This window comes from Bacillus sp. FSL W7-1085, from assembly GCF_038595035.1.
Classification (GTDB): Bacteria; Bacillota; Bacilli; order Bacillales; family Bacillaceae; genus Bacillus; species Bacillus altitudinis.
The window spans coordinates 3,540,949-3,565,300 of record NZ_CP152000.1 but is presented as its reverse complement, the minus strand read 5'-3'; the positions used below and the strand labels follow the sequence as shown (position 1 = coordinate 3,565,300).

28 protein-coding genes and 1 riboswitch are annotated in these 24,352 nt (G+C 40.3%); of the genes, 16 read left to right on the top strand and 12 right to left on the bottom strand.

The features are described from left to right. Positions 1–41: 41 nt before the first annotated feature. Positions 42–151: riboswitch (SAM riboswitch) on the top strand. Positions 152–323: 172 nt separating this feature from the next. The 4 genes from MKY11_RS18535 to MKY11_RS18520 all read left to right on the top strand — a co-directional run bounded on the left by MKY11_RS18535 (position 324) and on the right by MKY11_RS18520 (position 4,747). Then, entirely contained in the window at positions 324–1,442 is a 1,119-nt protein-coding gene (locus tag MKY11_RS18535; protein ID WP_342501673.1) for a sugar ABC transporter substrate-binding protein, read from the top strand. Positions 1,443–1,514: 72 nt separating this feature from the next. Continuing rightward, on the top strand, positions 1,515–3,011 hold the full coding sequence (locus tag MKY11_RS18530; RefSeq protein WP_342501672.1) for a sugar ABC transporter ATP-binding protein: 1,497 nt from the start codon (positions 1,515–1,517) through the stop codon (positions 3,009–3,011). Then, positions 3,008–4,021, top strand: a complete 1,014-nt coding sequence (locus MKY11_RS18525) for an ABC transporter permease (protein ID WP_017368303.1) — start codon at positions 3,008–3,010, stop codon at positions 4,019–4,021. The genes MKY11_RS18530 and MKY11_RS18525 overlap by 4 nt, the downstream gene beginning before the upstream one ends. A 93-nt stretch (positions 4,022–4,114) precedes the next feature. Beyond that, positions 4,115–4,747: a GTP pyrophosphokinase family protein gene (locus MKY11_RS18520; RefSeq protein WP_007497867.1), complete on the top strand. Its 633-nt coding sequence runs from the start codon at positions 4,115–4,117 to the stop codon at positions 4,745–4,747. 50 nt (positions 4,748–4,797) lie between these two features. Here MKY11_RS18520 and MKY11_RS18515 read toward each other — a convergent pair whose 3' ends face one another. Further along, entirely contained in the window at positions 4,798–4,947 is a 150-nt protein-coding gene (locus MKY11_RS18515; protein ID WP_017368302.1) for a hypothetical protein, read from the bottom strand. Positions 4,948–4,966: 19 nt separating this feature from the next. Further along, entirely contained in the window at positions 4,967–6,052 is a 1,086-nt protein-coding gene (locus tag MKY11_RS18510) for a Rap family tetratricopeptide repeat protein (protein ID WP_342501671.1), read from the bottom strand. Positions 6,053–6,581: 529 nt separating this feature from the next. Here MKY11_RS18510 and MKY11_RS18505 point away from each other — a divergent pair. From MKY11_RS18505 to MKY11_RS18495, 3 genes are all read left to right on the top strand, one after another. Beyond that, entirely contained in the window at positions 6,582–7,346 is a 765-nt protein-coding gene (locus MKY11_RS18505) for a transporter substrate-binding domain-containing protein (RefSeq protein WP_007497862.1), read from the top strand. A gap of 70 nt (positions 7,347–7,416) precedes the next feature. Then, positions 7,417–8,061, top strand: coding sequence for an amino acid ABC transporter permease (locus tag MKY11_RS18500; RefSeq protein WP_024719504.1), 645 nt, complete (start codon positions 7,417–7,419; stop codon positions 8,059–8,061). After that, positions 8,058–8,786, top strand: coding sequence for an amino acid ABC transporter ATP-binding protein (locus MKY11_RS18495; RefSeq protein ID WP_007497858.1), 729 nt, complete (start codon positions 8,058–8,060; stop codon positions 8,784–8,786). Before MKY11_RS18500 ends, MKY11_RS18495 begins: the two co-directional genes overlap by 4 nt. A gap of 86 nt (positions 8,787–8,872) precedes the next feature. On the opposite strand, the gene MKY11_RS18490 is transcribed toward MKY11_RS18495, so the two are convergent. Next, complete coding sequence (locus MKY11_RS18490) at positions 8,873–9,256, bottom strand: VOC family protein (RefSeq protein WP_008345541.1); 384 nt, start codon at positions 9,254–9,256, stop codon at positions 8,873–8,875. A 117-nt stretch (positions 9,257–9,373) separates the two neighbouring features. Between MKY11_RS18490 and MKY11_RS18485 the strand changes: the two genes are divergently transcribed. Next, positions 9,374–10,555, top strand: coding sequence for a class I SAM-dependent rRNA methyltransferase (locus MKY11_RS18485; protein ID WP_342501670.1), 1,182 nt, complete (start codon positions 9,374–9,376; stop codon positions 10,553–10,555). 37 nt (positions 10,556–10,592) lie between these two features. Here the strand turns inward: MKY11_RS18485 and MKY11_RS18480 are convergent, their stop codons facing one another. Together MKY11_RS18480 and MKY11_RS18475 are read right to left on the bottom strand one after the other, a co-directional pair. Beyond that, a complete protein-coding gene (locus tag MKY11_RS18480; protein ID WP_007497850.1) occupies positions 10,593–11,273 on the bottom strand; it encodes a CidB/LrgB family autolysis modulator in 681 nt (226 codons plus the stop codon). Beyond that, the gene (locus tag MKY11_RS18475; protein ID WP_342501669.1) at positions 11,267–11,650 is read right to left on the bottom strand and encodes a CidA/LrgA family holin-like protein; all 384 of its coding nucleotides are present in this window, start codon (positions 11,648–11,650) and stop codon (positions 11,267–11,269) included. The genes MKY11_RS18480 and MKY11_RS18475 overlap by 7 nt, the downstream gene beginning before the upstream one ends. Before the next feature lie 165 nt (positions 11,651–11,815). On the opposite strand from MKY11_RS18475, the gene MKY11_RS18470 reads away from it, so the two are divergent. From MKY11_RS18470 to MKY11_RS18455, 4 genes are all read left to right on the top strand, one after another. Beyond that, positions 11,816–12,703, top strand: a complete 888-nt coding sequence (locus MKY11_RS18470) for a LysR family transcriptional regulator (RefSeq protein ID WP_008345526.1) — start codon at positions 11,816–11,818, stop codon at positions 12,701–12,703. Positions 12,704–12,720: 17 nt separating this feature from the next. Further along, positions 12,721–13,545: a hydroxyethylthiazole kinase gene (gene thiM / locus MKY11_RS18465; RefSeq protein ID WP_338705863.1), complete on the top strand. Its 825-nt coding sequence runs from the start codon at positions 12,721–12,723 to the stop codon at positions 13,543–13,545. Further along, positions 13,532–14,221 carry a thiamine phosphate synthase gene (gene thiE, locus MKY11_RS18460; RefSeq protein ID WP_058337078.1) on the top strand — a complete coding sequence of 230 codons (690 nt, stop codon included), beginning with the start codon at positions 13,532–13,534 and terminating at the stop codon, positions 14,219–14,221. The genes thiM and thiE overlap by 14 nt, the downstream gene beginning before the upstream one ends. A gap of 113 nt (positions 14,222–14,334) precedes the next feature. Further along, a complete protein-coding gene (locus MKY11_RS18455) occupies positions 14,335–14,709 on the top strand; it encodes a nuclear transport factor 2 family protein (RefSeq protein WP_008345523.1) in 375 nt (124 codons plus the stop codon). Positions 14,710–15,453: 744 nt separating this feature from the next. On the opposite strand, the gene MKY11_RS18450 is transcribed toward MKY11_RS18455, so the two are convergent. The 4 genes from MKY11_RS18450 to MKY11_RS18435 all read right to left on the bottom strand — a co-directional run bounded on the left by MKY11_RS18450 (position 15,454) and on the right by MKY11_RS18435 (position 18,944). Next, a complete protein-coding gene (locus MKY11_RS18450; RefSeq protein ID WP_017360152.1) occupies positions 15,454–15,792 on the bottom strand; it encodes a DUF4288 domain-containing protein in 339 nt (112 codons plus the stop codon). A gap of 295 nt (positions 15,793–16,087) precedes the next feature. Beyond that, positions 16,088–17,626, bottom strand: coding sequence for a cation acetate symporter (locus MKY11_RS18445; protein WP_327871989.1), 1,539 nt, complete (start codon positions 17,624–17,626; stop codon positions 16,088–16,090). Then, positions 17,623–17,937: a DUF485 domain-containing protein gene (locus tag MKY11_RS18440; RefSeq protein WP_024719499.1), complete on the bottom strand. Its 315-nt coding sequence runs from the start codon at positions 17,935–17,937 to the stop codon at positions 17,623–17,625. The genes MKY11_RS18445 and MKY11_RS18440 overlap by 4 nt, the downstream gene beginning before the upstream one ends. Positions 17,938–18,272: 335 nt before the next feature. Further along, positions 18,273–18,944 carry a hypothetical protein gene (locus MKY11_RS18435; RefSeq protein ID WP_342501668.1) on the bottom strand — a complete coding sequence of 224 codons (672 nt, stop codon included), beginning with the start codon at positions 18,942–18,944 and terminating at the stop codon, positions 18,273–18,275. Positions 18,945–19,670: 726 nt separating this feature from the next. Here MKY11_RS18435 and MKY11_RS18430 point away from each other — a divergent pair. Both MKY11_RS18430 and MKY11_RS18425 read left to right on the top strand, forming a co-directional pair. Beyond that, positions 19,671–20,798 carry an aspartate phosphatase gene (locus MKY11_RS18430; protein ID WP_268381981.1) on the top strand — a complete coding sequence of 376 codons (1,128 nt, stop codon included), beginning with the start codon at positions 19,671–19,673 and terminating at the stop codon, positions 20,796–20,798. After that, complete coding sequence (locus MKY11_RS18425) at positions 20,788–21,072, top strand: hypothetical protein (protein ID WP_041091528.1); 285 nt, start codon at positions 20,788–20,790, stop codon at positions 21,070–21,072. Before MKY11_RS18430 ends, MKY11_RS18425 begins: the two co-directional genes overlap by 11 nt. A 339-nt stretch (positions 21,073–21,411) precedes the next feature. Here MKY11_RS18425 and MKY11_RS18420 read toward each other — a convergent pair whose 3' ends face one another. The 3 genes from MKY11_RS18420 to MKY11_RS18410 all read right to left on the bottom strand — a co-directional run bounded on the left by MKY11_RS18420 (position 21,412) and on the right by MKY11_RS18410 (position 23,201). Next, positions 21,412–22,080 (bottom strand): glycosyltransferase family protein, encoded by a 669-nt coding sequence (locus MKY11_RS18420; RefSeq protein WP_045033819.1) that lies wholly within the window; start codon positions 22,078–22,080, stop codon positions 21,412–21,414. Continuing rightward, on the bottom strand, positions 22,073–22,762 hold the full coding sequence (locus tag MKY11_RS18415; RefSeq protein ID WP_135009548.1) for a class I SAM-dependent methyltransferase: 690 nt from the start codon (positions 22,760–22,762) through the stop codon (positions 22,073–22,075). The genes MKY11_RS18420 and MKY11_RS18415 overlap by 8 nt, the downstream gene beginning before the upstream one ends. A 298-nt stretch (positions 22,763–23,060) precedes the next feature. Then, positions 23,061–23,201 (bottom strand): anti-repressor SinI family protein, encoded by a 141-nt coding sequence (locus MKY11_RS18410; protein ID WP_008345506.1) that lies wholly within the window; start codon positions 23,199–23,201, stop codon positions 23,061–23,063. A gap of 458 nt (positions 23,202–23,659) precedes the next feature. On the opposite strand from MKY11_RS18410, the gene MKY11_RS18405 reads away from it, so the two are divergent. After that, on the top strand, positions 23,660–24,043 hold the full coding sequence (locus tag MKY11_RS18405; protein WP_024719496.1) for a GtrA family protein: 384 nt from the start codon (positions 23,660–23,662) through the stop codon (positions 24,041–24,043). A gap of 26 nt (positions 24,044–24,069) precedes the next feature. Beyond that, complete coding sequence (locus MKY11_RS18400) at positions 24,070–24,327, top strand: hypothetical protein (protein ID WP_008345502.1); 258 nt, start codon at positions 24,070–24,072, stop codon at positions 24,325–24,327. Positions 24,328–24,352 lie beyond the last annotated feature (25 nt).

The window sequence follows — 24,352 nt, the reverse complement described above, 5'->3', positions numbered from 1 at the left end:
GTAAAGAAGACATTTCAACTAAAACAAATTTCATAACGGATCTCTTATCAAGAGAGGCAGAGGGACTGGCCCTATGACGCCCAGCAACCGTTTCTATTTAAGAAATTGGTGCTAATTCCTGCAAAGCTGTTACAGCTTTGACAGATAAGAGAGGAAGACTTCCCGATACATGTTTCATGCAACGGTGATCAAGCCTCTCTTTATCAAGAGAGGCTTTTTTGATCTCTTTTTTTAGAATCAAAAGACTGGGTTCACAGGCATATTTCCACTTCTTTACCTAGTTTTCCGATGTGAAAAATAAAACAACTTGAGGAGGAACAGCAATGAAACGTAAATATTGGACATCATCTCTTGTATTATTGATGGTCCTGACCGTGCTATTATCTGGTTGCGGTACGGGATCAAGCGCAGGCTCAAAAGCTAATGCAAACGAAAAGGTCTCCTTTGACAATGTCCCGAAGCGATTTGCAAAAGGACAGGGAGCAAAAATTAAAGTCATCCGTAAAATTGGCGGGGACGATCATACTGCTCAGTTTTTAGCAGGAACGAAGGCAGAAGGTGAAGCGCTAGGCTTTACAGTAGATGTCTACACGGCAAATGGTGATACGGCGAAGTTTCATGATGCTATTTCTCAAGCACTAGAAGAAAACTATGATGGCTTTATCATCTCTCATGGGGATGATGAGGCGACAGTCGCTGATGTGAAGAAGATCACAGCGAAAGGCATTCCAGTTGTGGCGTTTGATTCAAATCCGAAGCTGAAGGACATCAAAGGGGTCACAGTGACGTCTCAAGATGACGAGCAATTAGCGAAAAAATCATTAGATGCACTCGTGGCTGATTTTAAAGGGAAAGCAAATATTGCGTATCTTTGGGTAGACGGATTCCCTCCAATGGTGAGACGAAACAAGGTGTACCAAGAAACGCTCAAACAGCATACAGGAATCAAGGAACTTGACCGATTTGGCGTTGCGGCCTCTGATACATCAGTTCAAACACAAAATGCGGTTGCGGCTATGCTAAATAAATATCCAAAGGGTAAACTGGATGCGATTTTTGCCACGTGGGATGCATTTGCGATTGGTGCCGCAAGAGCTTTAAAAGAAGCAGGAAGAACCGAAGTGAAAATATACGGTATTGATGTGTCTAATGCCGATCTGCAAGAAATGACTGCGAAAGACAGTCCTTGGAAGTACACTGCCGCTGTCGATCCGAAGCTCATTGGCGCAATCGACGTAAGGATTCTTGCGAAGAAACTAGCTGGCGAGAAAACGCCATCTTCCTATGACCTTGAGGCCTCTCTCATTTCACAAAAGCAGCTTCAGGATGCAGGAAAGGCCATCAATATGGTCAATCTTGCAGATGAAGTAAAAGGATTCGGATCATCCACAGCTTTTGAAGAAGACTGGATGAAGACCTTGAAGAAGCATTATGCAAAATAAACAACGTGCACTCTCTTTTCATAGAGGGTGTTTCGTTTTTCAATTGACGATCAGGAGAGAAGGAGGACACCTATGACAACGCCGCTTGTTCATATGAAAAACATTTCGATTGAATTCCCAGGAGTCAAAGCGTTAGATCAAGCAAATTTCACATTAAAAAAAGGCACAGTCCATGCCCTGATTGGGGCGAACGGTGCTGGGAAGTCAACGTTAATGAAAGTTCTCTCTGGTGCTCATTCACATTTTGAAGGAACCATCCACATCAATGGCGAGGCGGCGACCATTCATACACCGAAGGATGCGGCCTCATACGGTGTGCAGACCGTCCATCAAGAAGTGGATACAGCTCTAGTGCCATATTTAAGTGTTGGCGAAAATATGATGATTCATGAAATGGAGAAAAAACCATTCGTCCGTTGGAAAGAGATTCACCGCAAGGCAGCACAGCTGTTAAAAGAGATGGACATTGACATCTCGACGAAGCGTCTTGTGAGTGATTTGACACTGGCAGAAAAACAAATGGTGCTCATTGCCAAGGCTGTGTCGATCAAATGCAGCATTTTAATTTTAGATGAACCAACCGCTCCACTTAGTCATGCAGAAACAAGCAAGCTATTCTCAATGATTCATCAATTGAAAAAGAACGGCACAGGCATCATTTTTATCTCGCATCGCATGCCAGAAATTTTCAACATCTGTGATGAACTGACTGTGATGAAGAATGGAACCGATGTGGCGGCGCATCTCATTAAAGAAACCGATCCAAAGCAGGTCATTGAAGAAATGCTTGGCGCGCCATTAGAGGATCAATTCCCATTCCGTACACCGCTTGAGGATGCACCGATTGTGCTTGACGTGAAAGAGTTGCATGATCAGCATAAATTAAACAACATTCATCTTCATGTGAAAAAAGGAGAAATTCTCGGGATTGCAGGACTAGTCGGTGCTGGTAAAACAGAATTGTGCAAAGCCCTATTCGGCGCCTCAGAAAAAAAGTCAGGCACTGTGCAGCTGCATGGTCAAACCATTCATATCAAGTCGCCTCATCACGCTGTGAGAGCGGGTATTGCCCTTGTGCCTGAAGAACGGAGAAAAGAAGGGATTCTAACAGAAGAAACTGTTGGATGGAACGTAACAGCTGCAAGTCTACGTTCGTTTACACGGCCGTTCAGCTTCTTACATCGTTCTAAGGAACGGAAGGCAGCAGATGGAATCGTCAAGCGGCTTGGCGTCAAGACACCTTCTCTTGAAGCGAAGGTGAAGCATCTATCCGGTGGAAATCAACAAAAGATTGCGATTGGAAAATGGCTGTTGGCTGAGGCGGATGTCTATCTCTTTGATGAACCAACCAAAGGTGTAGACGTTGGAGCCAAAAAGGACATTTTCTCCCTCATTGCAGAACTAGCTGCAAGAGGAAAAGCGGTTATTTATGCTTCAAGTGAGCTTTCAGAAATTGCAGGAATTGCCGACCGAGTATACGTCTTATATGATGGCAGCATTGCCCGGGAAATGACAGCACCAATGACTGAAGAAGAGCTTTTATATCATTCAACAGGAGGACAATCATGAGTGAACGACAAGTTTCAGCCCCAGTTCAACAAATCAAGAAACAGCGGCCATCCTTTCATCTGTTTGATTTCTTTTATCAATATGGCACCATCTTAACGATTGTCGTATTGATTGTTGTCTTTGCGGCAGCCAATCCGGCATTTTTACAGTCAGGAAATATCATCAACATTTTACGATCGATCTCGATTGTAACCATCATTGCGGTAGGGCTGACGATCTCCCTAGCAGTGAACGGCTTTGATTTATCTGTAGGCTCAGTTGCAACGTTATCAAATGCAATTGTGATTTCCATGTTTGTATGGTTCTCGCAAAACCCACTCATTGCGATCCTTTCTGCGCTGGCGGCTTCTCTTATTGTCGGTTTGCTGAATGCTTGGATGATTGTCAAAATGAAGATTCCAGATATGCTCATGACACTAGCCATGATGTTTATCATTCAAGGGCTCGCACAAACCTATACGAAAGGTGCGACCATTTCTGAAAATATGGTGCTGCCTGATGGCACTTTTTCAACTGGCACCATCCCTGCCTTTTTCAGCAAGATTGGGCAGGTCCCCTATATCATTTTGATTATGGCGGCCATTGTGCTTTTTGCACATGTTTTTATGACTTACACAAAGCATGGGCGATTGATGTATATCATTGGTGGAAATAAAGAAGCCGCTCGATTGTCTGGTATTCATGTGAACAAATACAAAATCGCAGCATATCTGTTGTCTGCTTTATTTGCGGCGATCGGTGGTATCGTGCTGGCATCAAGGGTGATGACAGCAGAAATTAACGCAGGAACGCCATATTTAATGGATGGAGTAGCTGCTGCTTTTATTGGGTTTTCAGTCATGGGAGCAGGTAAACCAAACGCATTCGGTACATTTATTGGTGCGGTGCTCATCGGTATTTTGCAAAATGGACTTGTGATGATGTCTGTCCCTTATTATGCAATGGATATCGTGAAAGGATCTGTGCTTGCACTGGCACTCGCGCTGACTTATTACAAACAACGGGGCTAAGATGTATTTTTTTAAAACCATTTGTGTCCTCTCTCCGTCTAGTAAACGGAAAGCAGTGTAACAGCTGTTTGCCAAAAGGAGATGACAAAAAGAATGAATATGTCAGCAACTCATGTAGAAGATTTGAAAAGTGTCATGGAAGACTGGAAAAATGAATTATTAGTATATAAATTTGCATTAGATGAAATGGATACAAAGTTTTCGATTATTAGTCAGGAATATAATTTAATCCATGGACACAACCCAATAGAGCATACAAAATCACGGATCAAATCCTTTGAAAGCATCGTGAATAAACTAGCGAGAAAAGGATGTGACATCACCACACAATGTGCCAAGGAGTACATACATGATATTGCTGGTGTCCGCATCATCTGTTCGTTTATTCAAGATATCTATAACATTATTGATGTTTTGAGGCAAAGAGAGGATTTAAAGATCCTTGAAGTGAAGGATTACATTCAGCATCCGAAACCAAATGGCTATCGAAGTCTTCATTTAATTGTTGAGATTCCTGTTTACTTAACGAATCGTGTGGAGCATGTGAAGGTTGAAATTCAGGTGCGGACCATTGCGATGGATTTCTGGGCGAGTCTCGAACATAAAATCTATTATAAACTGCAAAACGATGTTCCTCATCAGCTCACCGATGAACTAAAGGAAGCGGCAGATATCGCTCACTACTTAGATGAAAAAATGCAAAATATCAAACGAGAAATTGATTAACCAATAAAAAGAGTAGCTGTTTTGAATGACAGCTACTCTTTTCAGTCTTATTAAGGGTTGGTGCCTCGATCTCTCTTTTGAATGATCGTACCGTCATCTTGCGATTGTGCAGACGGGCTGCCTTTTTGTGTAGAAGTGCCAATCCAAACACCTGTGAACAAGAGCGCAAAAATCGCACTTGAGATCAGCCATTTTTTCATCATACATCACTCCATCTTCTTAACAAGTTTTGAATGACAATGCCTTGTTCTGAAAATAAATCGCTTCTTTCGGAAGACCATTTTCAGTTAAGTAGGCGGCTACATCCTGACAGATAGCCTCAAGATCAACAAGGAAATTCATAGATTCTAATTGATCACAATAAGAAATGATCTGCTCAATCATGTTGTTTGGCTGGAGCATCAATGTTTCTAAAATGGATAATTTAAGTGAAATGTTTCGTTGTTTTAAATTTTCTGCTTTTTGAAGTGAAAGCTGTACATAATAGTGGAACAAACCAGGCCTTTTCAGCTTAAACAGCGCTTTCGTGTAGGCATACAAGGCCAGTAAATAGCCGCCTGGAGAAGAAGTTTCGAATGCCTCAATCAATAAAGCCTTTTCTAGGAGCGGTACAGCTTCACTGTATTCATTTCTTAGACTTTTAATAAAGGCTGCATTGCAATACGCGTGACCAAGTAAATCTGGGTCCTCCATCTGTTCTAGTGAGTGAATCACCTGTTCAAACAAAGTTTCTGCCTCTTCATATTTCGATTGATCCGCATAATTCAGAGCAAGCATCATTTGACAGCTGATTGATTTTTTCACATAACATGGATCTGCGTCGTAAATAGACGAAGCCTTTTTTAAGTGGTGGATGGAGAGAAGTGTGGATCTTATATTATAGTATAGACATCCTGTTTTATAATGGAATTCTGCCTTTTCAATGTCATCATGTACGAGATCTAATTTATCCTCGGCCAATTTCAAATGGTGAAATGCTGTATCTTGATTCCCTCTGCGCATTTCATACATGCCTTTAAAGAAATAGAAATAGTAGCTGAGCATATCATCTGTACGAATCGCATTTTCATCTACAAAAAGACTGTGATCTAACGAAGCTGTATCTTCGACTAAATCTTTGAAACGGTATTCTAAAAGTTGATAGTAGAGTAAGACGTCTTGATTCTCTTCCATTCGATCAAATGCTTGAAGAATCTCTTCTTTTAGCTGTATTGCTTCTTGTATGTCTCTTTTTTTCATCAAGACATACCAGTCATTTAGCATATTTGCTACATCAACTGATGACAAAACACCTGTTTCTGCCAATTGGTATCCTCCTTTCTTCACCTATTCATTTCTGCTGATTCTTATTTGTCTGAATCATCTTTCCATATTAAGTATCTTCTTATATTTTAAGCGGTCTATCTCAATTTGTAAAACATGTTTTTTGATGTAAATTCAACCAGTAGTGAAAAAAATAGGGAGTAACGATCGAATTGTATACGCTTACATTTTTTTAGGTAAAAAGAGGATATTGAAAAAAATATATTAGGATATCAATAGAGGAAGAGAGACAGTGAAAGAGGGTTTTTTCATAGGTGAGAAAGAAGTGTTATTTATAAAGGAGTATTCGCGGTTTTTTGTGAGATTATATCACATGAATATTGTGAAACATGCTTCTTTCAGAATAAAATGAGTTATTCGCAAAAAAGTAAAATTTAAAGAGACTATCGATCTAGAATTGTATGGATCTTTGGTATTGATAAAAAATATCACACAGTATAGCTTTAGCGTGGTATAGTAAGATTGTTGTTGCGAATATTTAGACAAAACTGACAATTGGGGGTCGTGTTTTATGAAGAAATCGATGCTACTGATCATGGGACTAATTGTTGTGCTCGTCATGGCAGCCTGTGGTTCAAAATCAGACAGCGGTTCGGGAGAAGGCAAAGGCACATATAAAATCGGGATAGATGTAACATATCCGCCATTTGAATTTGAAAAGGGCGGTAAAACTGTGGGAATAGACGTTGATTTAATTAACGCCATTGCGAAAGACCAAGACTTCAAAGTGAAGCTTGAAGCAATGGATTTCTCAGGGATTATTCCAGCGATGCAAGCAGGTCAGCTTGATGTTGGAATGGGTGGTATGAGTATTACAGATGAGCGTAAAAAGAAAGTGGATTTCTCAGATCCATACTTCGACGCTGGACTGACAGTTGTTGTGAAAAAGGACAGCAGCATCAAATCGATTGATGATTTAAAGGGGAAAAAGCTAGCTGTTAAAAATGGGACAACAGGTGCAAAATTTGCAACAGATAACGCAGACAAATATGGGTATGAAGTAGTTCAATTCAATGACAGTCCATCTATGTTCCAAGAAGTATCTAATGGAAATGCAGATGCTTTAATTGAGGATTATCCTGTCATTACGTATGCGATCGCACAGCAAGATTTGAAATTGAAAACAGTTGGAGATCGCTTGAATGGAGACCAATACGGGATCTCAGTGATGAAGGGGAAAAACCAGGACTTATTGAAGAAAATCAATAAAGGGCTGGAAAACCTAAAGAAAAACGGTGAATATGACAAAATTATTGAGAAATATTTGAAGTCATAACACAAGCGAGGCGCGCTCAGAGCGCGCTTTCTTTATGTGTCAACCGTATGTGAATTAGGGAGGGAGAAACATGGATACGATTGTTAATGCATTTCCGTATTTAATGGAGGGTTTGCAAACCACTTTATATATCTTTGTTGTTGCTATCATTTTAGGTTTTATCATCGGGTTGATTGTGGCGCTATTCCGCCTGTCACCATTTAAAATCTTGAACTTTATTTCACTCGTTTTTGTCAATGCCATTCGAGGTACGCCATTTATCGTACAGCTATTCTTCATTTATTTTGGGCTAAATACACTTGAATTCATTTCACTTGACCGAGTGCCGGCAGGGATTATTACAGTAGCGATTAACGCAGGAGCTTATTTCTCAGAAATTATTCGTGCAGGGATTCAGTCCATTGATAAAGGACAAACAGAAGCCGCACGCTCTTTAGGATTTACAGGTGGACAAAACATGCGCTTTATCGTTCTTCCACAGGCATTTCGCCGTATGCTTCCAGCCATTACTAACCAAGCCATCATCAGTTTGAAGGACACCTCTCTTTTATCGATTATCGGTATTGCTGATATCATGCAGCGGGGACAAGTTCAAGCATCGGCTACCTTTGATCCTTTGAATGTCTGGCTCATTGTCGGTGTCATTTATTTCGTGATCATTTATTTACTTTCTCTACTGGCTAGCTACGCAGAAAGGAGATTTGATGTGAAATGAGTATGATTACGGTGAAAAACTTAAAGAAATCCTTTGGTGACAACGAAGTTTTAAAGGATATTAATGCAGTCATCGAGGAAAAAGAGGTTGTATGTGTCATTGGTCCTTCAGGATCAGGGAAAAGCACATTTCTAAGATGTCTCAATAAATTAGAGGATATTACGGCTGGGGAAGTTGTTGTCCACGGACATACGATTACAGATCCAAAAGTGAATATCAATAAAGTACGACAAGAAGTTGGCATGGTGTTTCAGCACTTTAATTTATTTCCTCATAAAACCGTGTTAGAAAATATCACGATCGCACCGGTGAAAGTAAAAGGGATGGAGAAGAAAGCGGCAGTCGATAAAGCATTAGACTTGCTTGAAAAGGTCGGCTTGAAAGACAAGGCCAAAAGTTACCCTAACCAATTATCTGGTGGACAAAAACAGCGTGTTGCCATTGCAAGAGCCTTGGCGATGGACCCGAAAGTGCTCTTATTCGATGAGCCGACATCTGCTCTTGACCCTGAGGTCGTTGGGGATGTTTTAGCTGTTATGAAACAATTAGCAGTCGAAGGAATGACGATGATTGTCGTCACACATGAAATGGGCTTTGCAAGAGAAGTGGGAGACCGCGTGATCTTTATGGATGGTGGATATATCGTCGAAGAAGACAAACCAGAAGCACTCTTTGGAAACCCACAGCACGAGCGTACCAAATTGTTTCTTAGTAAGGTGCTATAAAAAAAGAGTAAGAGCAGGTATGCTCTTACTCTTTTTCTTTGTGACGAGAATGAATATACCGATTCGCATGCATTTCCTAGGAAATATTATCGTTGGAAGAACTCAATCCACTCTTGGTCTGGCCCTCGGAAAAAGAAGTAGCAATAGCCATTAGGTAATGTTGTGATTTCTTCATCTATTAGCTCAATTTGCAGCTTTTGAATACGGTTGAATTCAGCGTGAATATTATCTGTTGTGAAGGCGAGGTGGTGGACCTTTCCTTCAGATGGAAGGTCGCTGCTATATCCTTGAATGAGTTCAATTTCCGTTTCCGCTTCGTCTTTAAAGCCAAGAAAGGCAAGTTCAATGACTCCGTTTGTATGAGTGATGCGATCCTTTAATTTCATGCCCACCACTTTTTCATAAAAATCAATGGACTGATCAATATTTGTCACCATAATCCCTGTATGATCTAAGCGTAATGTTGTCAAAAAAGAGCCTCCTCTATGTCGAGTTGATATTTTTCTCCTCATCTTATCATAATAGAAGTAACGTATACATTCATATGGTAGGATAGAGAGAGTCAATTTAGGATAAGGATGACACAAATGAAAAAAATCTCATTAAAACAAACATTTGCAGAACAAGTGAAAAAGGGATATCCGCTTATTTCAAAAGATGCTGTGTCGCGTGTGAACGGTGTACAGGAAGGCGAGCTCATTGAATGGGTAGATGAAAGAGGCTCTTTTTTAGGGAAAGGATATTATGGTGTGCAAAATAAAGGCATCGGTTGGGTTCTTTCCTTTGACGCTAACGAAAAAATAGATCAGGCCTTTTTTGTTTCTAAACTTGAACAGGCATCCAAAAGCAGAACGCATCTATTTCGTGATGCACAGACGACGGCTTTCCGTGTGTTCAATGGGGAAGGGGATGGAATTGGTGGAATCACGATTGATTATTATGATGGATTCTATCTCATCCAATGGTATAGCGAAGGTGTTTATACATTAAAAGAAGATGTATTGGCTGCGATTGAGCAGGTGTACCCTGACTATAAAGGCATTTATGAAAAGAAGCGATTTGATACGTCTGGACAATATATCGAAGATGACGATTTTGTAAAAGGGGAGAAAGGTGAATTTCCTCTTATCGTCAAAGAAAATGGGATGAACGTGGCGGTTTATCTAAATGATGGTGCGATGACAGGTATTTTCCTTGATCAGCGTCATGTGCGAAAAGCAATTCGAGATCGCTATGCAAAAGGAAAGACCGTCCTTAATACGTTCTCTTATACAGGCGCTTTCTCTGTAGCAGCAGCGCTTGGCGGGGCAAGCCGTACGACAAGTGTAGATGTTGCAAACCGCAGTTTGAAAAAAACATCTGAGCAGTTTGAAGTGAATGGCATTGATGTAGACGGGCAGGATATCAAAGTCATGGATGTCTTTAAATATTTCCCGTTTGCGGCGAAAAAAGGCTGGAACTATGATGTCATGATTTTGGACCCACCTTCCTTTGCACGAACGAAGAAACACACATTCAGTGCAGCGAAGGATTATAAGAAACTATTAAAAGAAGCCATCCAGATCACAGCTGAGAACGGCGTCATTGTGGCGTCAACCAATAGCAGTGCATTTGGGATGAAAAAGTTTAAAGGATTTATTGCACAGGCCTTTAAAGAATCTGGGAAAACGTATCGTATTCTTGAGGAATATTCACTTCCTGAGGACTTCCGTACAACGAAAAATTATCCTGAGGGGAACTATTTAAAGGTTGTCTTCATCCAAGCATAAGAAAAAGCCATTTTCCGATAAGGGGAAATGGCTTTTTCTATAAGGCAAACGACATCAGGATAGGCGCTGCACATAATGTAATAATGGCCGAAATGATCATGGACACACTTGAGATCGTGCCTGAGACCGAGCTCAGTTCAAAGGCCTTCGATGTGCCTGCACCATGTGCTCCTGTACCAAGCAGAACGCCCATCGCAATGTCATTATCAATACGGAAATAACGGATAACCAATGGCCCAATGATTGAGCCAAATAATGCTGTTAAAATGACGAAGACAGCCGTAACGGACGGCATCCCGCCAATCATTTCAGACACACTCATCGCAACAGGTGTTGTGACGGATCTTGGGACGAGGCTCTCGATCAGGCTCGTATCCAAATGAAACAATTTGGCGATAAACGCTGTTGATAAAATTGCAACGATAGAACCGCAAGCCACATTCAAAATAATTTCTACTGCATGCTTCTTCAGAATGTGAAAATACTTATATAAAGGAATGGCAAATGCCACAGTCGCAGGTTGAAGCATATTTGTCAGCCATTTTCCGCCTTGATTGTAAGCATCGTAAGGAATGTTCACGATTAACAGCAAGACCACAAGAACAACTGGTGTCACAAGTAAAGGGGAGACATAGACTTTCGGATGCCGTTTATAAACCGCTTTTGATCCGAGATAGATCAGAATGGTTAGGATCAAGAATAGTCCGCCAACTAACATAGCTTTTTTCGCTCCTTTCTTTTCGCAATCATCTGCGTCATCATGCCAGTCGAGAGCATGACCACAAAGGTACTAAGTAAAACCACAAGGACAATACTTGTGCCAGATTGAGAAAGTAATGTGCCGTAATCAATCACGCCTACTGCTGAAGGGATAAAGAAGAGCAGCAGTTCTCCGAGCAGCCATACGGCGCCAAGTTCAATCCATTTTAATTTAATGATGTTAAAATGAAGTAATAAGAAAATGACAAGAATGCCTAAGATCGTGCCCGGAATTCTTAAATGCAAAAAGGCCACCAGCACATTCATCAATTTCGCAAAAGCAAATAAAGCCATAATCTGAAGGGTAGCAATCAGCGACGTTTTGAGCAATTGCACTTTCTGTTCACTCCTTTTTCTATATAAATTGTTCACTGTTTCACAAAAACAACACAACGTTCTAATCGGTGAGCTTACTTTAAAGTGTACAGCACGTTCTATTATAGGTAAAATACATATATCGAATAGTTAGTATTCCTTTTGTCTATAGAAAGGGTGAACCATGTGGACATCAGACATTTAACATATTTCTTAGAAGTGGCACGGTTAAAGAGTTTTACGAAAGCATCGCAATCGCTCTATGTGTCGCAGCCGACCATTTCCAAGATGGTCAAAAACCTAGAGGATGAGCTAGGTGTGCAGTTGTTTTACCGTAATGGCAGACAGGTTGAAATGACAGATGCTGGACAAACCATGTATACACAGGCGAGTGAAATCACACAATCCTTTCAGAATTTAACGAGTGAATTAAATGATTTAATGAATGTGAAAAAAGGACATATCCGAATAGGGCTGCCGCCCATGATTGGATCAAGCTTTTTCCCAAATGTGATGGGGGAATTCCGCCAGCAGTATCCAGATGTCACCTTTCAATTGGTGGAGCACGGCTCCATTAAAGTAGAGGAAGGGGTAGAGGATGGATCATTAGATATTGGTGTCATTGTTCTGCCTGCAAATGATAAAATTTTTCATACATACACCATCATTAAAGAGAATATGAAGCTTGTCACCCATCCATCACATCCGATGGCAGGACGTGATGAGGTTCATTTGGCTGATTTAAAGGAAGAATCTTTTATTTTCTTTCGAGAAGATTTCGTTCTGCACAGCCGAATCTTAAATGAATGTATGAATGCGGGATTCAGGCCGAACGTTATTTATGAAACGTCACAATGGGATTTCATCAGTGAAATGGTTGCTGAGAACCTTGGAATCGGGCTTCTGCCTGAACGGATTTGCCGTGATCTAGATCCTGATAAAGTGAGGATCATTTCCTTAAATCCGTCTATTCCGTGGCATTTGGGTGTCATTTGGCGAAAGGACCGCTACTTGTCCTTTGCTGCAAGAGAATGGTTAAAGCATACAAAATCCTATGTGTGGGATGCAGAGTAAAAGGGAGGACGATACAGATGAAATTAAGCTGCGTGTCTCATCTTTTGGAAAAGGTTCGAGCGGAAAATCCGCTTGTCCATAATATCACCAACCAAGTTGTGACGAACTTTACAGCGAATGGACTGCTTGCTTTAGGTGCTTCTCCAGTCATGGCAAACGCCAAAGAAGAAGTGGCAGAAATGGCGCAATTAGCGGATGCACTTGTGCTGAATATCGGCACACTAACAAAGGATACAGTGGAGGCAATGGTCATTGCTGGACAAGCGGCCAATGAAAAAGGTGTGCCGGTTCTATTAGATCCTGTTGGTGTTGGTGCGACAACGTTTCGGACGAGTGCGGCGAAACAGCTGTTACAGCAAGTGGACATCACTGTTGTCAGAGGGAATGCTGCTGAAATATCTCATTTAATTGGAGTGAATGGCTGGCAGTCAAAAGGGGTTGATGCAAAAGGGGCAAATGGAGATGTATCGTCTTTAGCAAAGCAGGCGGCAAAAGCCCTTCAAACCGTTGTGGCGATTACGGGAAAAGTGGATGTCGTGTCAGATGGAGAAGAGGTTCTATCTATTCATAATGGACACGAATGGTTAACCAAGGTGACAGGGACTGGCTGTTTACTCACCTCTGTCATAGGGGCATTTTGTGCAACAGGGGAACGGCCCATTCATGCGTCGGCATCAGCTCTGCTGTTTTATGGTGTCGCTGCAGAAAAGGCAGCTCAGCAGACAGAAGAGAAAGGGCCAGGCACCTTTCAAATCGAATTGTTAAACGCGCTATCCAATACAAATGGTCAAGATGTGATCATGTTAGGGGAAATAGGGGGAGTTTTGCATGACGAAGGTTGATCAGCAGCTAATCAAACAGCAATTATCGGTTTATTTTATTATGGGAACAGCGAATACAAGCCGGCATCCGCTTGATGTGGTGAAAGAGGCCATTCAAGGCGGGATCACGATGTTTCAGTTTCGTGAAAAGGGTGAAGGTGCTCTGCAAGGTGAAGAAAAGAAAAAAATCGCTCAACAGATTCAAGCACTTTGCCAAGAAGCGAATATCCCCTTTATCGTAAATGATGATGTACAGCTTGCAATAGATCTTGATGCAGATGGTGTCCATGTTGGGCAGGAAGATACACTTGCACAAGATGTACGGCAAAGAATCGGGAATAAAATATTAGGCGTGTCCACGCACAATCTAGATGAAGTGAGGCAAGCGATGAAGGACGGGGCAGACTACGTTGGGATGGGTCCAGTCTATCCTACAGAAACAAAAAAGGATACACGCAGTGTCCAGGGTGTTTCTTTAATCAACGAAGTACGTCAACACGGTCTTCACATTCCTATTGTGGGCATCGGCGGTATCACGTATGAAAATGCGGCACCAGTCATCCAAGCGGGAGCCGATGGCATTAGCATCATCAGCGCCATTAGCCAAAGCGCTGATCCGAAAAAAGCTGCGGAAGAACTAACATCTCTTGTCGGGTCAGAGAAAGCAGCTCTTTCATCTGTAAAAGACATGGATTGACTCATCCATGTCTTTTCTTATCTGCGTGAAAAATAGACAGTAGAGATACAATTGTGTACAATCTAATTGTTCGATTATTTTCGAAATGACAGGTAAATAAAGGAGAATGAATGATGGAAGTGCTCGATACGTATTTTCGTCGATATGATGAAGCGGGAAAAGGGCAAGAGCAAATGAACGAATTGCTGGCATTGTTTTCAGATGATGTCATGATTGTCTTAAATGGTGCTGAAAAGCCTGGCATCCAAGCGTTCACACAGTTTTTGAACACATTTTTCCACGTACATGAAGACATTAAGCATATGTGGGATGGCTGGGTGAAACGTGAAGATGGGAAGTATGAAACAAACTGGGCTGTTTGCGGAAAGTTAACAGACGGTCGTGTATATACAGCAGAAGGCATTGATATTGCGGAGCTGGATGATCAAGGAAAGATCGTTTATTTAGAAAACGTCCCGAAAAACCCAGAGTTATTCCAGCGATATTAAGAAGCCGGCAGAGCAGATATTATCCCCTCTAATTAGACAGTATGAGATAATAAGCAAGCATGAGGCTTGCTTATTATTAGATTTATTTATCCGTAAATAGCTTATCAATCAAACTTATAGCAACAAAACAAAATGGAAATGCAATGAAAATGTACAGAACATTTTTAGGTACAAACATATTGTAATAATAGAAAAATACACTCATAAATAAAATCATCACTGCATACTTGATCATACTCTTCACAACATTCCTCCTAATATATATCTACCAACCATTATTAGCGCGCTTATCCCTCTTATCTAACTGTTTAGCAATTTGAGTTCCGATATCCAAATCATTTAATGAAATTGCGACAGCAACACCAATAGAGATCGCTAATTTTTTAGCTTCCGCTTTACTTTTTTAATAATAAATGATTGTATAACACCTACACCACCCCTACAGCAAAACCAATCACTGCATTGAAAACTGCACCTGCAAACTTAACAGGCACACCGACCTTTATCTCTAATGATAGCAGCTTGAATTTCTTTCACTTCAAAAGAAGAAACAAATACATCTTTAGCAAATACAAAATCGTCATTCTCTTCTAGTGTTGGCATCATTTATTCCCTCCACTATCTCTTTTTGTGCTGCTGTCAATTAATCATTCCATTCAATTCTATAATCACGATCGATTCCAGAAAAAATTAAACCAGTGTGCTCCGTAGAATACTGTCACACACTGGTAGCTTAGACTTCTTTTATTTGTCTAACGAATAAGCGTCAATCGCTTCTTTAGCAGATGTTTCTTGATCAAAAAGAAGGTATCGGCTGTACACTTCGCTTAAATGCAGGGGACCTTCGTCTAAGTTTTCAACTAGCTCAAAGATATCTAGTACGGCTACTAGTTTTGTGGTTGTTTGTCCATGATCTCCATTTTCAAATGTCTCATCTGGAAAATGGTCTTTGACGATTTGTTTCACTTTTCGATTGTTTTTTGCTCTCACTAAAATGATTCGTTCCTCAAAGATTTTATCCGGTCTCACCTTTGGTGAGGAGCTAGATTCAAATAATAATTTTGCTGAGTACAATTTATGCATATGTTTCACTTCTTCCTTGTAGGGTGAATTTCCAGTATGTGTTTAAAATGATAACATAAGAATAACAAGAGAATTGAAGTCTATGGGGGTAATAGGGTTGAAAAGAATCATTGATAACATAGGAGAAGTTCATGAAATTCTGCTGATCATCATCACATGCTGTTCGTTGATCACGTTGAGGAAATGTGACAAGTTAGAAAGATATAAAGAGAGATTAAAAGGCCAATTTATCCCATATTGAATACAGTTTTGAAATTGCACTGAAAAAGCCGGCAGAGCAGCCGGCTTTTTCTCATCAATCTGTATCCATATGCATACCTGTGTGTGCTTTTACTTGAATTTCTGTAAAGGTGTCTTCATCTGCTTTTTCAGAGGAGGAAATGGTGCCTAAGTAAGCCGCAAGGAATCCGAGCGGGATCGAGATAATCCCAGGGTTCGATAGTGGGATAAGCGGCTCTCCTGTGAAAATGGCTGCCCCTGAGGGGTCCCAGACGCTTGGGCTGAGTGACACGATCAGGAGTGCGCTCAGAAGACCTGTTAAGCTTCCTGCGATAGCACCTGTTGAGTTAAATCGTTTCCAAAAGACAGTGAAGATAATCAACGGTAAATTCGCACTTGCTGCCACTGCGAAGGCAAGTGACACAAGAAAAGCGACGTTTAGGGATTGGGCAAATAATGCAAGAATGATGGAAAGGATGGCCACGCCGATAGAAGCAAAGCGTGCCGCCTTCACCTGTTCCTGTTCACTCGCTTTCCCTTTGCGGATAATCTGGCTATAAAAGTCATGAGCAAAGGCAGACGCGGCGGATAAAACGAGACCGGTGACCACTGCCAGTATAGTCGCAAAGGCAATAGCGGAAACAAAGGCAAATAATAAATCTCCCCCTAGGGCCTGTGCAAGCAGTGGTGCTGCCATGTTTCCTGCTGCATCGGCTGCCGTAATTGCATCTGTTCCGACAAAAGCAGCGGCACCGAAGCCGAGGAAAACCGTCATTAAATAAAAAATCCCGATGATCCACGTAGCGGATAGAACAGATTTACGCGCAGAAATGGCATCCTTTACCGTATAAAAACGGATCAAAATATGCGGCAAACCTGCTGTTCCAAGCACAAGTGCAAGGTTCAGAGACAGGGTCTCTAAAGGCACATCATATTTATTTCCCGGGTGAAGAAAAGCTTCACCAAGCGGGGTCGCTGTTTTCATCTGTTCAAACATCTTCAGCAGACTAAAATCAAACTTGGCAAACACAAGCAGCGAAATAATCAGCGTGCCCAGCATGAGAAGCACAGCTTTCGTGATCTGTACCCAGCTTGTTGCGATCATGCCGCCAAACACGACATAAATGGTCATCAAGACACCTACGATCAGCACCGCAATCCAGTAATCAATGCCAAGAAGCAGCTTGATTAATGCACCTGCCCCAACAAGCTGCGCAATCATATAAAAAGTTGAGACTGTGATTGTGTTAAATGCGGCTACCCCTCGAATGGCAGGACGCTTAAATCGTGCAGCAATCATATCAGCCATCGTATATTTTCCTAGATTTCGCAGTGGTTCAGCCACGACATAAAGGACGACAAGATACGCTACAAGAAAACCAATACTATAGAAAAAGCCGTCAAATCCATTTAAGGCGATCATGCCGGCGATCCCTAAAAATGAAGCAGCAGACATATAGTCCCCGGCAATGGCAAGGCCGTTCTGAAACCCAGTCAGACCGCCGCCTGCTGTGTAAAAATCACTCGCATTGCTTGTTTTTTTCGCAGCAAAATACGTGATGACCAATGTGAGCCCTACGATCGCTATGAATAAAATAAAAGCGGTCATACTCATTCGTCATCACCTCTTGATTCAACTTTTAAAGCGCTTACATATTTGTCGAACTGAGCTGCTTTTTTTGCATAAAGCCCACATAAAACCCATGTCATCACAAATTGCGTGAGGGCAAATAACCAAGCCCACGTGATCGCTCCAATTGCTGGCGTGTTCAAAAAGGTGAAGTAGGATGTAGCAACCGGAAGTGAAAAGTAAAAGAGAAAAAAGAAAATCGTCATCGGTACGATAAATCTGCGCTTTTCCTCAAGAAGTTTTCGAAAATCCTTTGAAGCGGCAACCTTCTTATAATGAACGTTTTTGTCTGCCATTGTTTCCTCCTTTGTACGAATTAGGGACAAGGTACTCCAATGCATATGAGTCGATCTGGTTGTTTATGACAGTATATCATAAAAAAGGCACCCGAAAAGGGTGATTAGCCTGATCAATTGTGGATATAAATATTGGGAAAATGAAAATAAACACAAGAAGCTGGAAATCAAATATAAGATCAAAGAAAAAAACTCTGTGATATCCATTGTCACATAGTCTGTAGATTCGATTTAGCAAATGAAACATTTGAGGTCATGATACGTTGGCATATTAACATCAAGAATTACATTACATAAACATGTAGAGAAGCAGGCTGATGGAACCTGCTTCTCTTTTAATATTTTTTTCCAAGACGTGTCGTATGTGAAACTGTTTTAACATGCTTTTTACGCTTTGAATCTTTGTAGACAGATAGGACAAATTTGTTGTTCCAGTAACCATTTTTCGGGCTGTAGTATGTTTTGAATGTGTAATGAAAGACTTTTTGACCTGTTGATCCTGAAGCTGAAGTTACTGCTGAAGCGATTAAAGCTACTGCTTTCAGTGTCAAGACTGCGCCAGCTATAGCACCGGTCCCTGTTGGTATTGCTAAGATCGCACCTGTCACAACAACTATGATAGCAACAGTGATGTTGAATTTATTTTTAAAGTTTTTTACAAGTCTCCATTGGTAATCTTTGTTTGAATTTGAGCTAACCTCACCGTCATCATTGATCAATTCTTTGCCAGCTTCTTTAAACTCCTCTAACTCTACTAGTTCATTGTTAATACGGAGTTCTTCTTTTGCCCGGTCATAAGAGACGCTATCTATTTGTTCACCATTATCAATCGTTATTGTTTGAGTGCTGCCTTTCACTACAGAATTGAAAGTATGTAGTTTGCCTTCAATTTCAGTTTGATAAGATTCTTTAATTTCTTGAGATTCTAGGGTTACTGCGGCTACGGTTTGTAATGGAACTGTTAAAAATAGCGTCAGGCCTAAAAGTCCGATTATGAACTTTTTCATTTTGGATATTTCCCCCTTGTTTTTTGTGCAATAATAAACATATGGATAAAAAATGCTTTTCTTTTAAAAAAAGTTAATTGAGGAGTGATTGATGTGTTTTGGAATTGGGTAGTAGGCATGATCGGGATAATCATAGGGGCTTGTATCTTTGCAACGGAGTTCGAAGATGCTACTTTCTTCACTCGCTTTATTTTCAAGCTTATTGCGATTTTATTTCTTGTGTTTTCAGTGGCTTTTATTAAGTGGCGGCGTAAAAAAATACAACAGCATAATAATTCATAGTGCTCCCTCCTTTTTTGACATGTTTTCATCCTATCATTGATTGATTAGTATTTGGGAATTCATTGGAAAATTTCTTTTTGGGTTGCGGTGACCGCAATTTAGGTTCTTTTATTTGGGAGGCGAATTTATGATGACGGTAATATCAGTATTGATGATGTTAAATGGTGCTTGTTATTTTGCTGTTGTTTTCTTTTTAATGAGTTTCCCATTCATCATAATAAAGAACAGGCTGAAGAGCCTGTTTTTTTGTTATTTAAATACATGGCGCCTATTTCAAAAACACCACTGCGATTGCGTATAAAAACCGATATGTCTTGTGCCCTACTTGCTTAAAAAGTGCTTGCGCTATGCCGAAAATTTTACATATAAATGGGTAAATAGGGTTTTATTAGGAGTTGTTGTGCTAACATTTATTAAAAATTGGTTTTCTAGGGGGGATTGTAGATGGCGTCTATACCGTCTCCAGTTGTAGCGATCAAGATAAATGAATGGTATAAGCAAATAAAAAGATTCAATGTTAAAGAGGCTCAGAAGCTCAGAGAAGAGGTTAGAAAAGAAATCGATGTAATGGAAGAAGATGAACAGGCGGTTCTTTATTTTCAGTTGATGGAGTTCCGTCATCAATTGATGACAGACTATGTGCAACCTTCTAAAGAACCACTTGAAAAATCGGATTACTTGAAAGCTGTAGAAGGACAAGGCAAGAAGATGTCAGCCATTCTTGAATACTATTTTAATTTTTTTCAAGGAATGTATGAATTTAAAAAAGGTGAGTTTATTAGAGCTATTGTGTTCTATAAGCGCGCGGAAAAGCGCCTGGAGCAAGTAGGGGATGAGTTAGAAAGAGCGGAATTTTATTACAAATTATCAGAAGTGTTTTATCACATGAAACAGACACACGTATCTATGTATTACGTTGGTCTTTCTTATGATACTTATAAGGCACATAAGAGCAATTCCCTTTATATGATTCGAGAAATTAATTGTCTAACTGTTATGGCAGGTAATTTCATTGATTTTGAATGCAGAGAAAAGGCGCTTCCTCATTTATTGTCAGCTTTAGAAAAATCTAAGGCAATGTCTAATAAGCCAATGATTGTGAAGTCATTATTTAATATTGGGTGTTGTTTTAAAGGATTAGGTGATTTTAATAGGGCACTAGCTTATTTTAATCAGGTTATTCTAGAAGGAGAGCCTATTAATGCTACAGAGTTGCTTTTGGTTTATTATGAATTATCGTTATTTCATTTGAGTCAAAAGGAATTTATTAAGGGTGAAAGATTTTTCAAAAGAGGCTGGGAAGAAGCGAAGAATAGAAAAAATGATCTATTTTTATCGTTACTGATGGTATTGGAAAATTTATTTTTAAAAACAGCAAATTTAAGTGAAGTCATGAGCTCATTGGAAAAATTAGAGAATGAGAGGGGTTATCCATACATGGAAGACCTAGCGCTCGAAGCGGCTCGGTACTATAATGAGAATGGGCGTATGGATGAATCTGTAAAAATGTATGAAAAAGTGATGTACGCCCGAAAACAAATCCAAAGGGGCGACTGTTCATATGAATTTTAAAACGGTTCTTACTGGTTTTTTGAGTGCTTCAACATTGCTAGGTGTGATCTCATTATCATCTGTCGATTTTGATGTGAATTCAAGAAATGCTACTTCTCCAGAATCCACTGATCTGACTGTAAGAAATGCTACAGGCAGTAGCGTTACTACTGAGGATTTTCCTCTTATAACTTTATCTCAACAAGATAACGATTTTACTGTGAGGAATGGAACCCGTTCTAGTGAAAATCCTGATGTTCGTTTTGGAACCCGTGATTCTAGATTATCTACTTAATGAATCAAACAGACCTTTAGGGCTGTCAGGCTGTCGAGAAAATCTCGACAGCTTTATTGTCCCCATTAAAACTTACATCTCCCCATTTTATAATAGAGAAAAGCATATACAATAACGGATCGGAAAGGTTATTGGTTCTACAAATCAGATCCGAAAGCATGAGCTCCGTTTCCTTTTCTTGAAAGCTGCACAAGATCTCAAAAGCACCAAAAGGCCATTTCAAAACATGTGTGGGAGGCCTTTTCATTCATGCTCACCTAACATCATGACGTGGAAAATAAAAAAGAATGTAGAAAAACATGAGTTTCTCTACATTCTGGGCACCCGAAAAGGTGCTTTCTACCGATAATGCGCAAGAAATGTTTGTCTTGCTTTTTCATATGCTTCTGCATCAAAATGATCTCCGCATTTGTGAATACACCAGGGCTCCACTTGCCTTGCAATCCCAACCTCATATCCCTGCTGTGCAAACTCAAAAGATTGTGACACATCATAAAAATGAAAGCCGTCTAAAAGATCCTCACGCCACTTGATATCATATTGTGTTGCCATAAAAAGACCGTCAATAGCAGAAGCTTTGATATAACCTTGGGGCTCTGTCTGTGGATGACCAGATTCAAACGTTAGCAGCTGATAGGTGTCGTGCCGATATTCAATGACTTTCCCTCTGCAATCATGGCTCTCCCACCAGATTCCATTGTCTGGCACACTTTCTGCACCTATTACCCCAAGCATGCCAAGTGACGGATTTTGCAAGAAAAGTGGAATCAGCTCGAGAAGCATATGCTGTTTGACGATGAGTGTATCTTGATGAAGATAAATTTTAAACTGTGCAGGATGAGTGAGAGCTTCATTGTATGCAGAGGTCATACTTGATGCATGTCTAATGGGCAAAACCTCTACATGATACCCGTGCGGAGCAGGAAGTGAAGCAAGCTGCCGGAAGCAAGCTTGAAACATCGACTCATCATTTACACATAAAACAAATAAGATGGTGGGGCTACTCATTGAGTTGAACCGCCTCAACCACGTATTGATAGGCTGTCGCTGCCTCGTTAAAATCAAAACGGATGCCATGTTTTACGAGTAATTCATGTAGATCATTCATGACGCCCGTATAGGAAGGGTGTTGTACACGAATGGTTTCAAGCTCACGAACATGAAACCCGGCTGACTGAAAGAGCGCATGAATTTCGTGAAGGGTAAAGAAGCGTAAATGTGTTTGATCCATTAATCCTGCATCTGTATAAGAAAATCTCCCAGCCAGCAATTCTAAAACCGTTGAAATATGACCAATATTCGGAATGGAAGACAAGATGGCCCCTTCCCTTTTTAGAAAGGGTTTGACCTTTTTTAAAACGGCCCAAGGGTCCAATAAATGTTCAAGAACATCTCCGAAAATGATGCAGTCAAATTGTTCATGCTGATAAGGCAGCGCCATCTGTTCAATATTGCCGCATAAAACATGATCCAGCGTCTGCTCAGCCTGCTTTGCCGCATCTTCAAAAGATTCAATTCCATATATGGTACGGTCTTGTTGTTTTAGGACTTTGCCAAGCTGGCCTGTGCCGCATCCGATATCCAAGATAGACGTCCATTCCTTGCGAATACGATGGACAATCACAGGGTTCACACCGTGATAATATTGATCCTTCTTTTGATGATAATAAGATAGGGAATCTGAACTCACGCGCCACCCACCTTTCTTCTTTCTTGTGTCTTATGCTTAATATATGGGTGGGGAGCTTGGTTTTATAACGAAAATGGGCAATTTTCATGAATGACAGCTAAAAAGGGGTCATATAAAGAACAGGGAACGGACTGTCCTCCTAAAAATAGAAAGACAGAACCCCATTGAGTGGAAGGGATTGGTATGATGAGGTGTTCAATTATTGTAGCGTATCGTCATGAAAGGATGTTTAAAAGGTCAATTGACAGGTTAGAACTTTAGCCAAAGCAATCTGAAAGACAAAGGATAACGGCGTTGATTACGGTTTGTTTATCATCTTCTGATCACCGTTGGATGTTAAAAAAGCTTGTATTTCCTCGATGCCTAGTCCAATTTTTTTCGCTTCTTGAATCAAATAAACCCACTCTTCGTCAACTCTTCTTTTCACTTGCGTATCCATAATATCCTCCAGTTCAATAAGACATATTCATCTGCAACCAATGACTTGAACAAACCGTCTAGTAACTGTACGTGTATGTGAATGGAGTACAAAAATAGATTTTTGTCGAAAAATGATGACATTTAACCTATTTTGTAAAATCTATCACCTACCACGTCCCTAAAAAAATGACTAAAAAACCCATAAATATTGAATTCTTACTTCTCATAATAAACAATTGTAAAGTCAGTTAAAAGATTATAAATTAAAATAATGATAAAGACCTAAATCATTTGACTCATATAAACCAATAAGGTTGACATATGCCATCAGCGTGAACAAATTTCATCTTTACAGGACGCACATATTGTTCGTTTGGGAAGTTCTTCTTAAGATGGTATTCTAAAAGAAACAGAATTCACCAAGAAGGAATGAAGAAAGACATGTATAGCCTTTTTCAAAAGTATCAAGAAGTTGTCATGTATCTGATCATGGGTGTGTGTACAACCATTGTCAACATAGTCAGCTTCTATTTATTCGTTGAGATGTTTTCTATGGATTACAAAACAGCAACGGTTGTTTCATGGGTATTTGCTGTGCTCTTTGCTTATATCACCAATAAGAAGTATGTCTTCAAGCAAAAGGCTCGTGACACAAAAAGCCTGATGCGTGAGCTTTCTTCATTTTTTAGTGTCCGTCTCATGTCTCTAGGTGTAGATCTGGGGCTGATGATTTTATTTGTGAGCCAAATGGCGCTCAACGAAACCGTCGCAAAAATTCTTGTTAACTTTGTGATTGTCGTGGTCAATTATGTCGCCAGTAAATGGTTCGTCTTCAAGAAAACAAAAGAAGATGCGATTTAACACATGAAAAAGATAGGTGATGTGAAATGAGCAGCAGGCCAGACGAATTATATGATGCCATATATCAACAAACAGAAAAGCAGCATGAACAAGTGTTGAGGCTAGTCAAAGAAATGACCGCACATCCAGAAGCATTTTCTGAACAAGAAAAGGAAAAGATCAACCGGATGGACATTGCGCTTCAAACAGCAACGGACATTTTAGAAAATTTAATGACCCCTGATACGCAAATGACCATTGTTTTAAGACAAGGGAGAATTCGTGTTGACCTAACGAAAGCGTAAAAGAAGCAGCCAATTGAAAAGCGGC

Coding starts and splice junctions, on each gene's coding strand:
- MKY11_RS18535 (WP_342501673.1), top strand. CDS start 324: ATGAAACGTAAATATTGGACATCATCTCTTGTATTATTGATGGTCCTG.
- MKY11_RS18530 (WP_342501672.1), top strand. CDS start 1,515: ATGACAACGCCGCTTGTTCATATGAAAAACATTTCGATTGAATTCCCA.
- MKY11_RS18525 (WP_017368303.1), top strand. CDS start 3,008: ATGAGTGAACGACAAGTTTCAGCCCCAGTTCAACAAATCAAGAAACAG.
- MKY11_RS18520 (WP_007497867.1), top strand. CDS start 4,115: ATGAATATGTCAGCAACTCATGTAGAAGATTTGAAAAGTGTCATGGAA.
- MKY11_RS18515 (WP_017368302.1), bottom strand. CDS start 4,947: ATGAAAAAATGGCTGATCTCAAGTGCGATTTTTGCGCTCTTGTTCACA.
- MKY11_RS18505 (WP_007497862.1), top strand. CDS start 6,582: ATGAAGAAATCGATGCTACTGATCATGGGACTAATTGTTGTGCTCGTC.
- MKY11_RS18500 (WP_024719504.1), top strand. CDS start 7,417: ATGGATACGATTGTTAATGCATTTCCGTATTTAATGGAGGGTTTGCAA.
- MKY11_RS18495 (WP_007497858.1), top strand. CDS start 8,058: ATGAGTATGATTACGGTGAAAAACTTAAAGAAATCCTTTGGTGACAAC.
- MKY11_RS18485 (WP_342501670.1), top strand. CDS start 9,374: ATGAAAAAAATCTCATTAAAACAAACATTTGCAGAACAAGTGAAAAAG.
- MKY11_RS18480 (WP_007497850.1), bottom strand. CDS start 11,273: ATGTTAGTTGGCGGACTATTCTTGATCCTAACCATTCTGATCTATCTC.
- thiM (WP_338705863.1), top strand. CDS start 12,721: ATGAAATTAAGCTGCGTGTCTCATCTTTTGGAAAAGGTTCGAGCGGAA.
- thiE (WP_058337078.1), top strand. CDS start 13,532: ATGACGAAGGTTGATCAGCAGCTAATCAAACAGCAATTATCGGTTTAT.
- MKY11_RS18455 (WP_008345523.1), top strand. CDS start 14,335: ATGGAAGTGCTCGATACGTATTTTCGTCGATATGATGAAGCGGGAAAA.
- MKY11_RS18450 (WP_017360152.1), bottom strand. CDS start 15,792: ATGCATAAATTGTACTCAGCAAAATTATTATTTGAATCTAGCTCCTCA.
- MKY11_RS18445 (WP_327871989.1), bottom strand. CDS start 17,626: ATGAGTATGACCGCTTTTATTTTATTCATAGCGATCGTAGGGCTCACA.
- MKY11_RS18440 (WP_024719499.1), bottom strand. CDS start 17,937: ATGGCAGACAAAAACGTTCATTATAAGAAGGTTGCCGCTTCAAAGGAT.
- MKY11_RS18435 (WP_342501668.1), bottom strand. CDS start 18,944: ATGAAAAAGTTCATAATCGGACTTTTAGGCCTGACGCTATTTTTAACA.
- MKY11_RS18430 (WP_268381981.1), top strand. CDS start 19,671: ATGGCGTCTATACCGTCTCCAGTTGTAGCGATCAAGATAAATGAATGG.
- MKY11_RS18425 (WP_041091528.1), top strand. CDS start 20,788: ATGAATTTTAAAACGGTTCTTACTGGTTTTTTGAGTGCTTCAACATTG.
- MKY11_RS18420 (WP_045033819.1), bottom strand. CDS start 22,080: ATGAGTAGCCCCACCATCTTATTTGTTTTATGTGTAAATGATGAGTCG.
- MKY11_RS18410 (WP_008345506.1), bottom strand. CDS start 23,201: ATGGATACGCAAGTGAAAAGAAGAGTTGACGAAGAGTGGGTTTATTTG.
- MKY11_RS18405 (WP_024719496.1), top strand. CDS start 23,660: ATGTATCTGATCATGGGTGTGTGTACAACCATTGTCAACATAGTCAGC.
- MKY11_RS18400 (WP_008345502.1), top strand. CDS start 24,070: ATGAGCAGCAGGCCAGACGAATTATATGATGCCATATATCAACAAACA.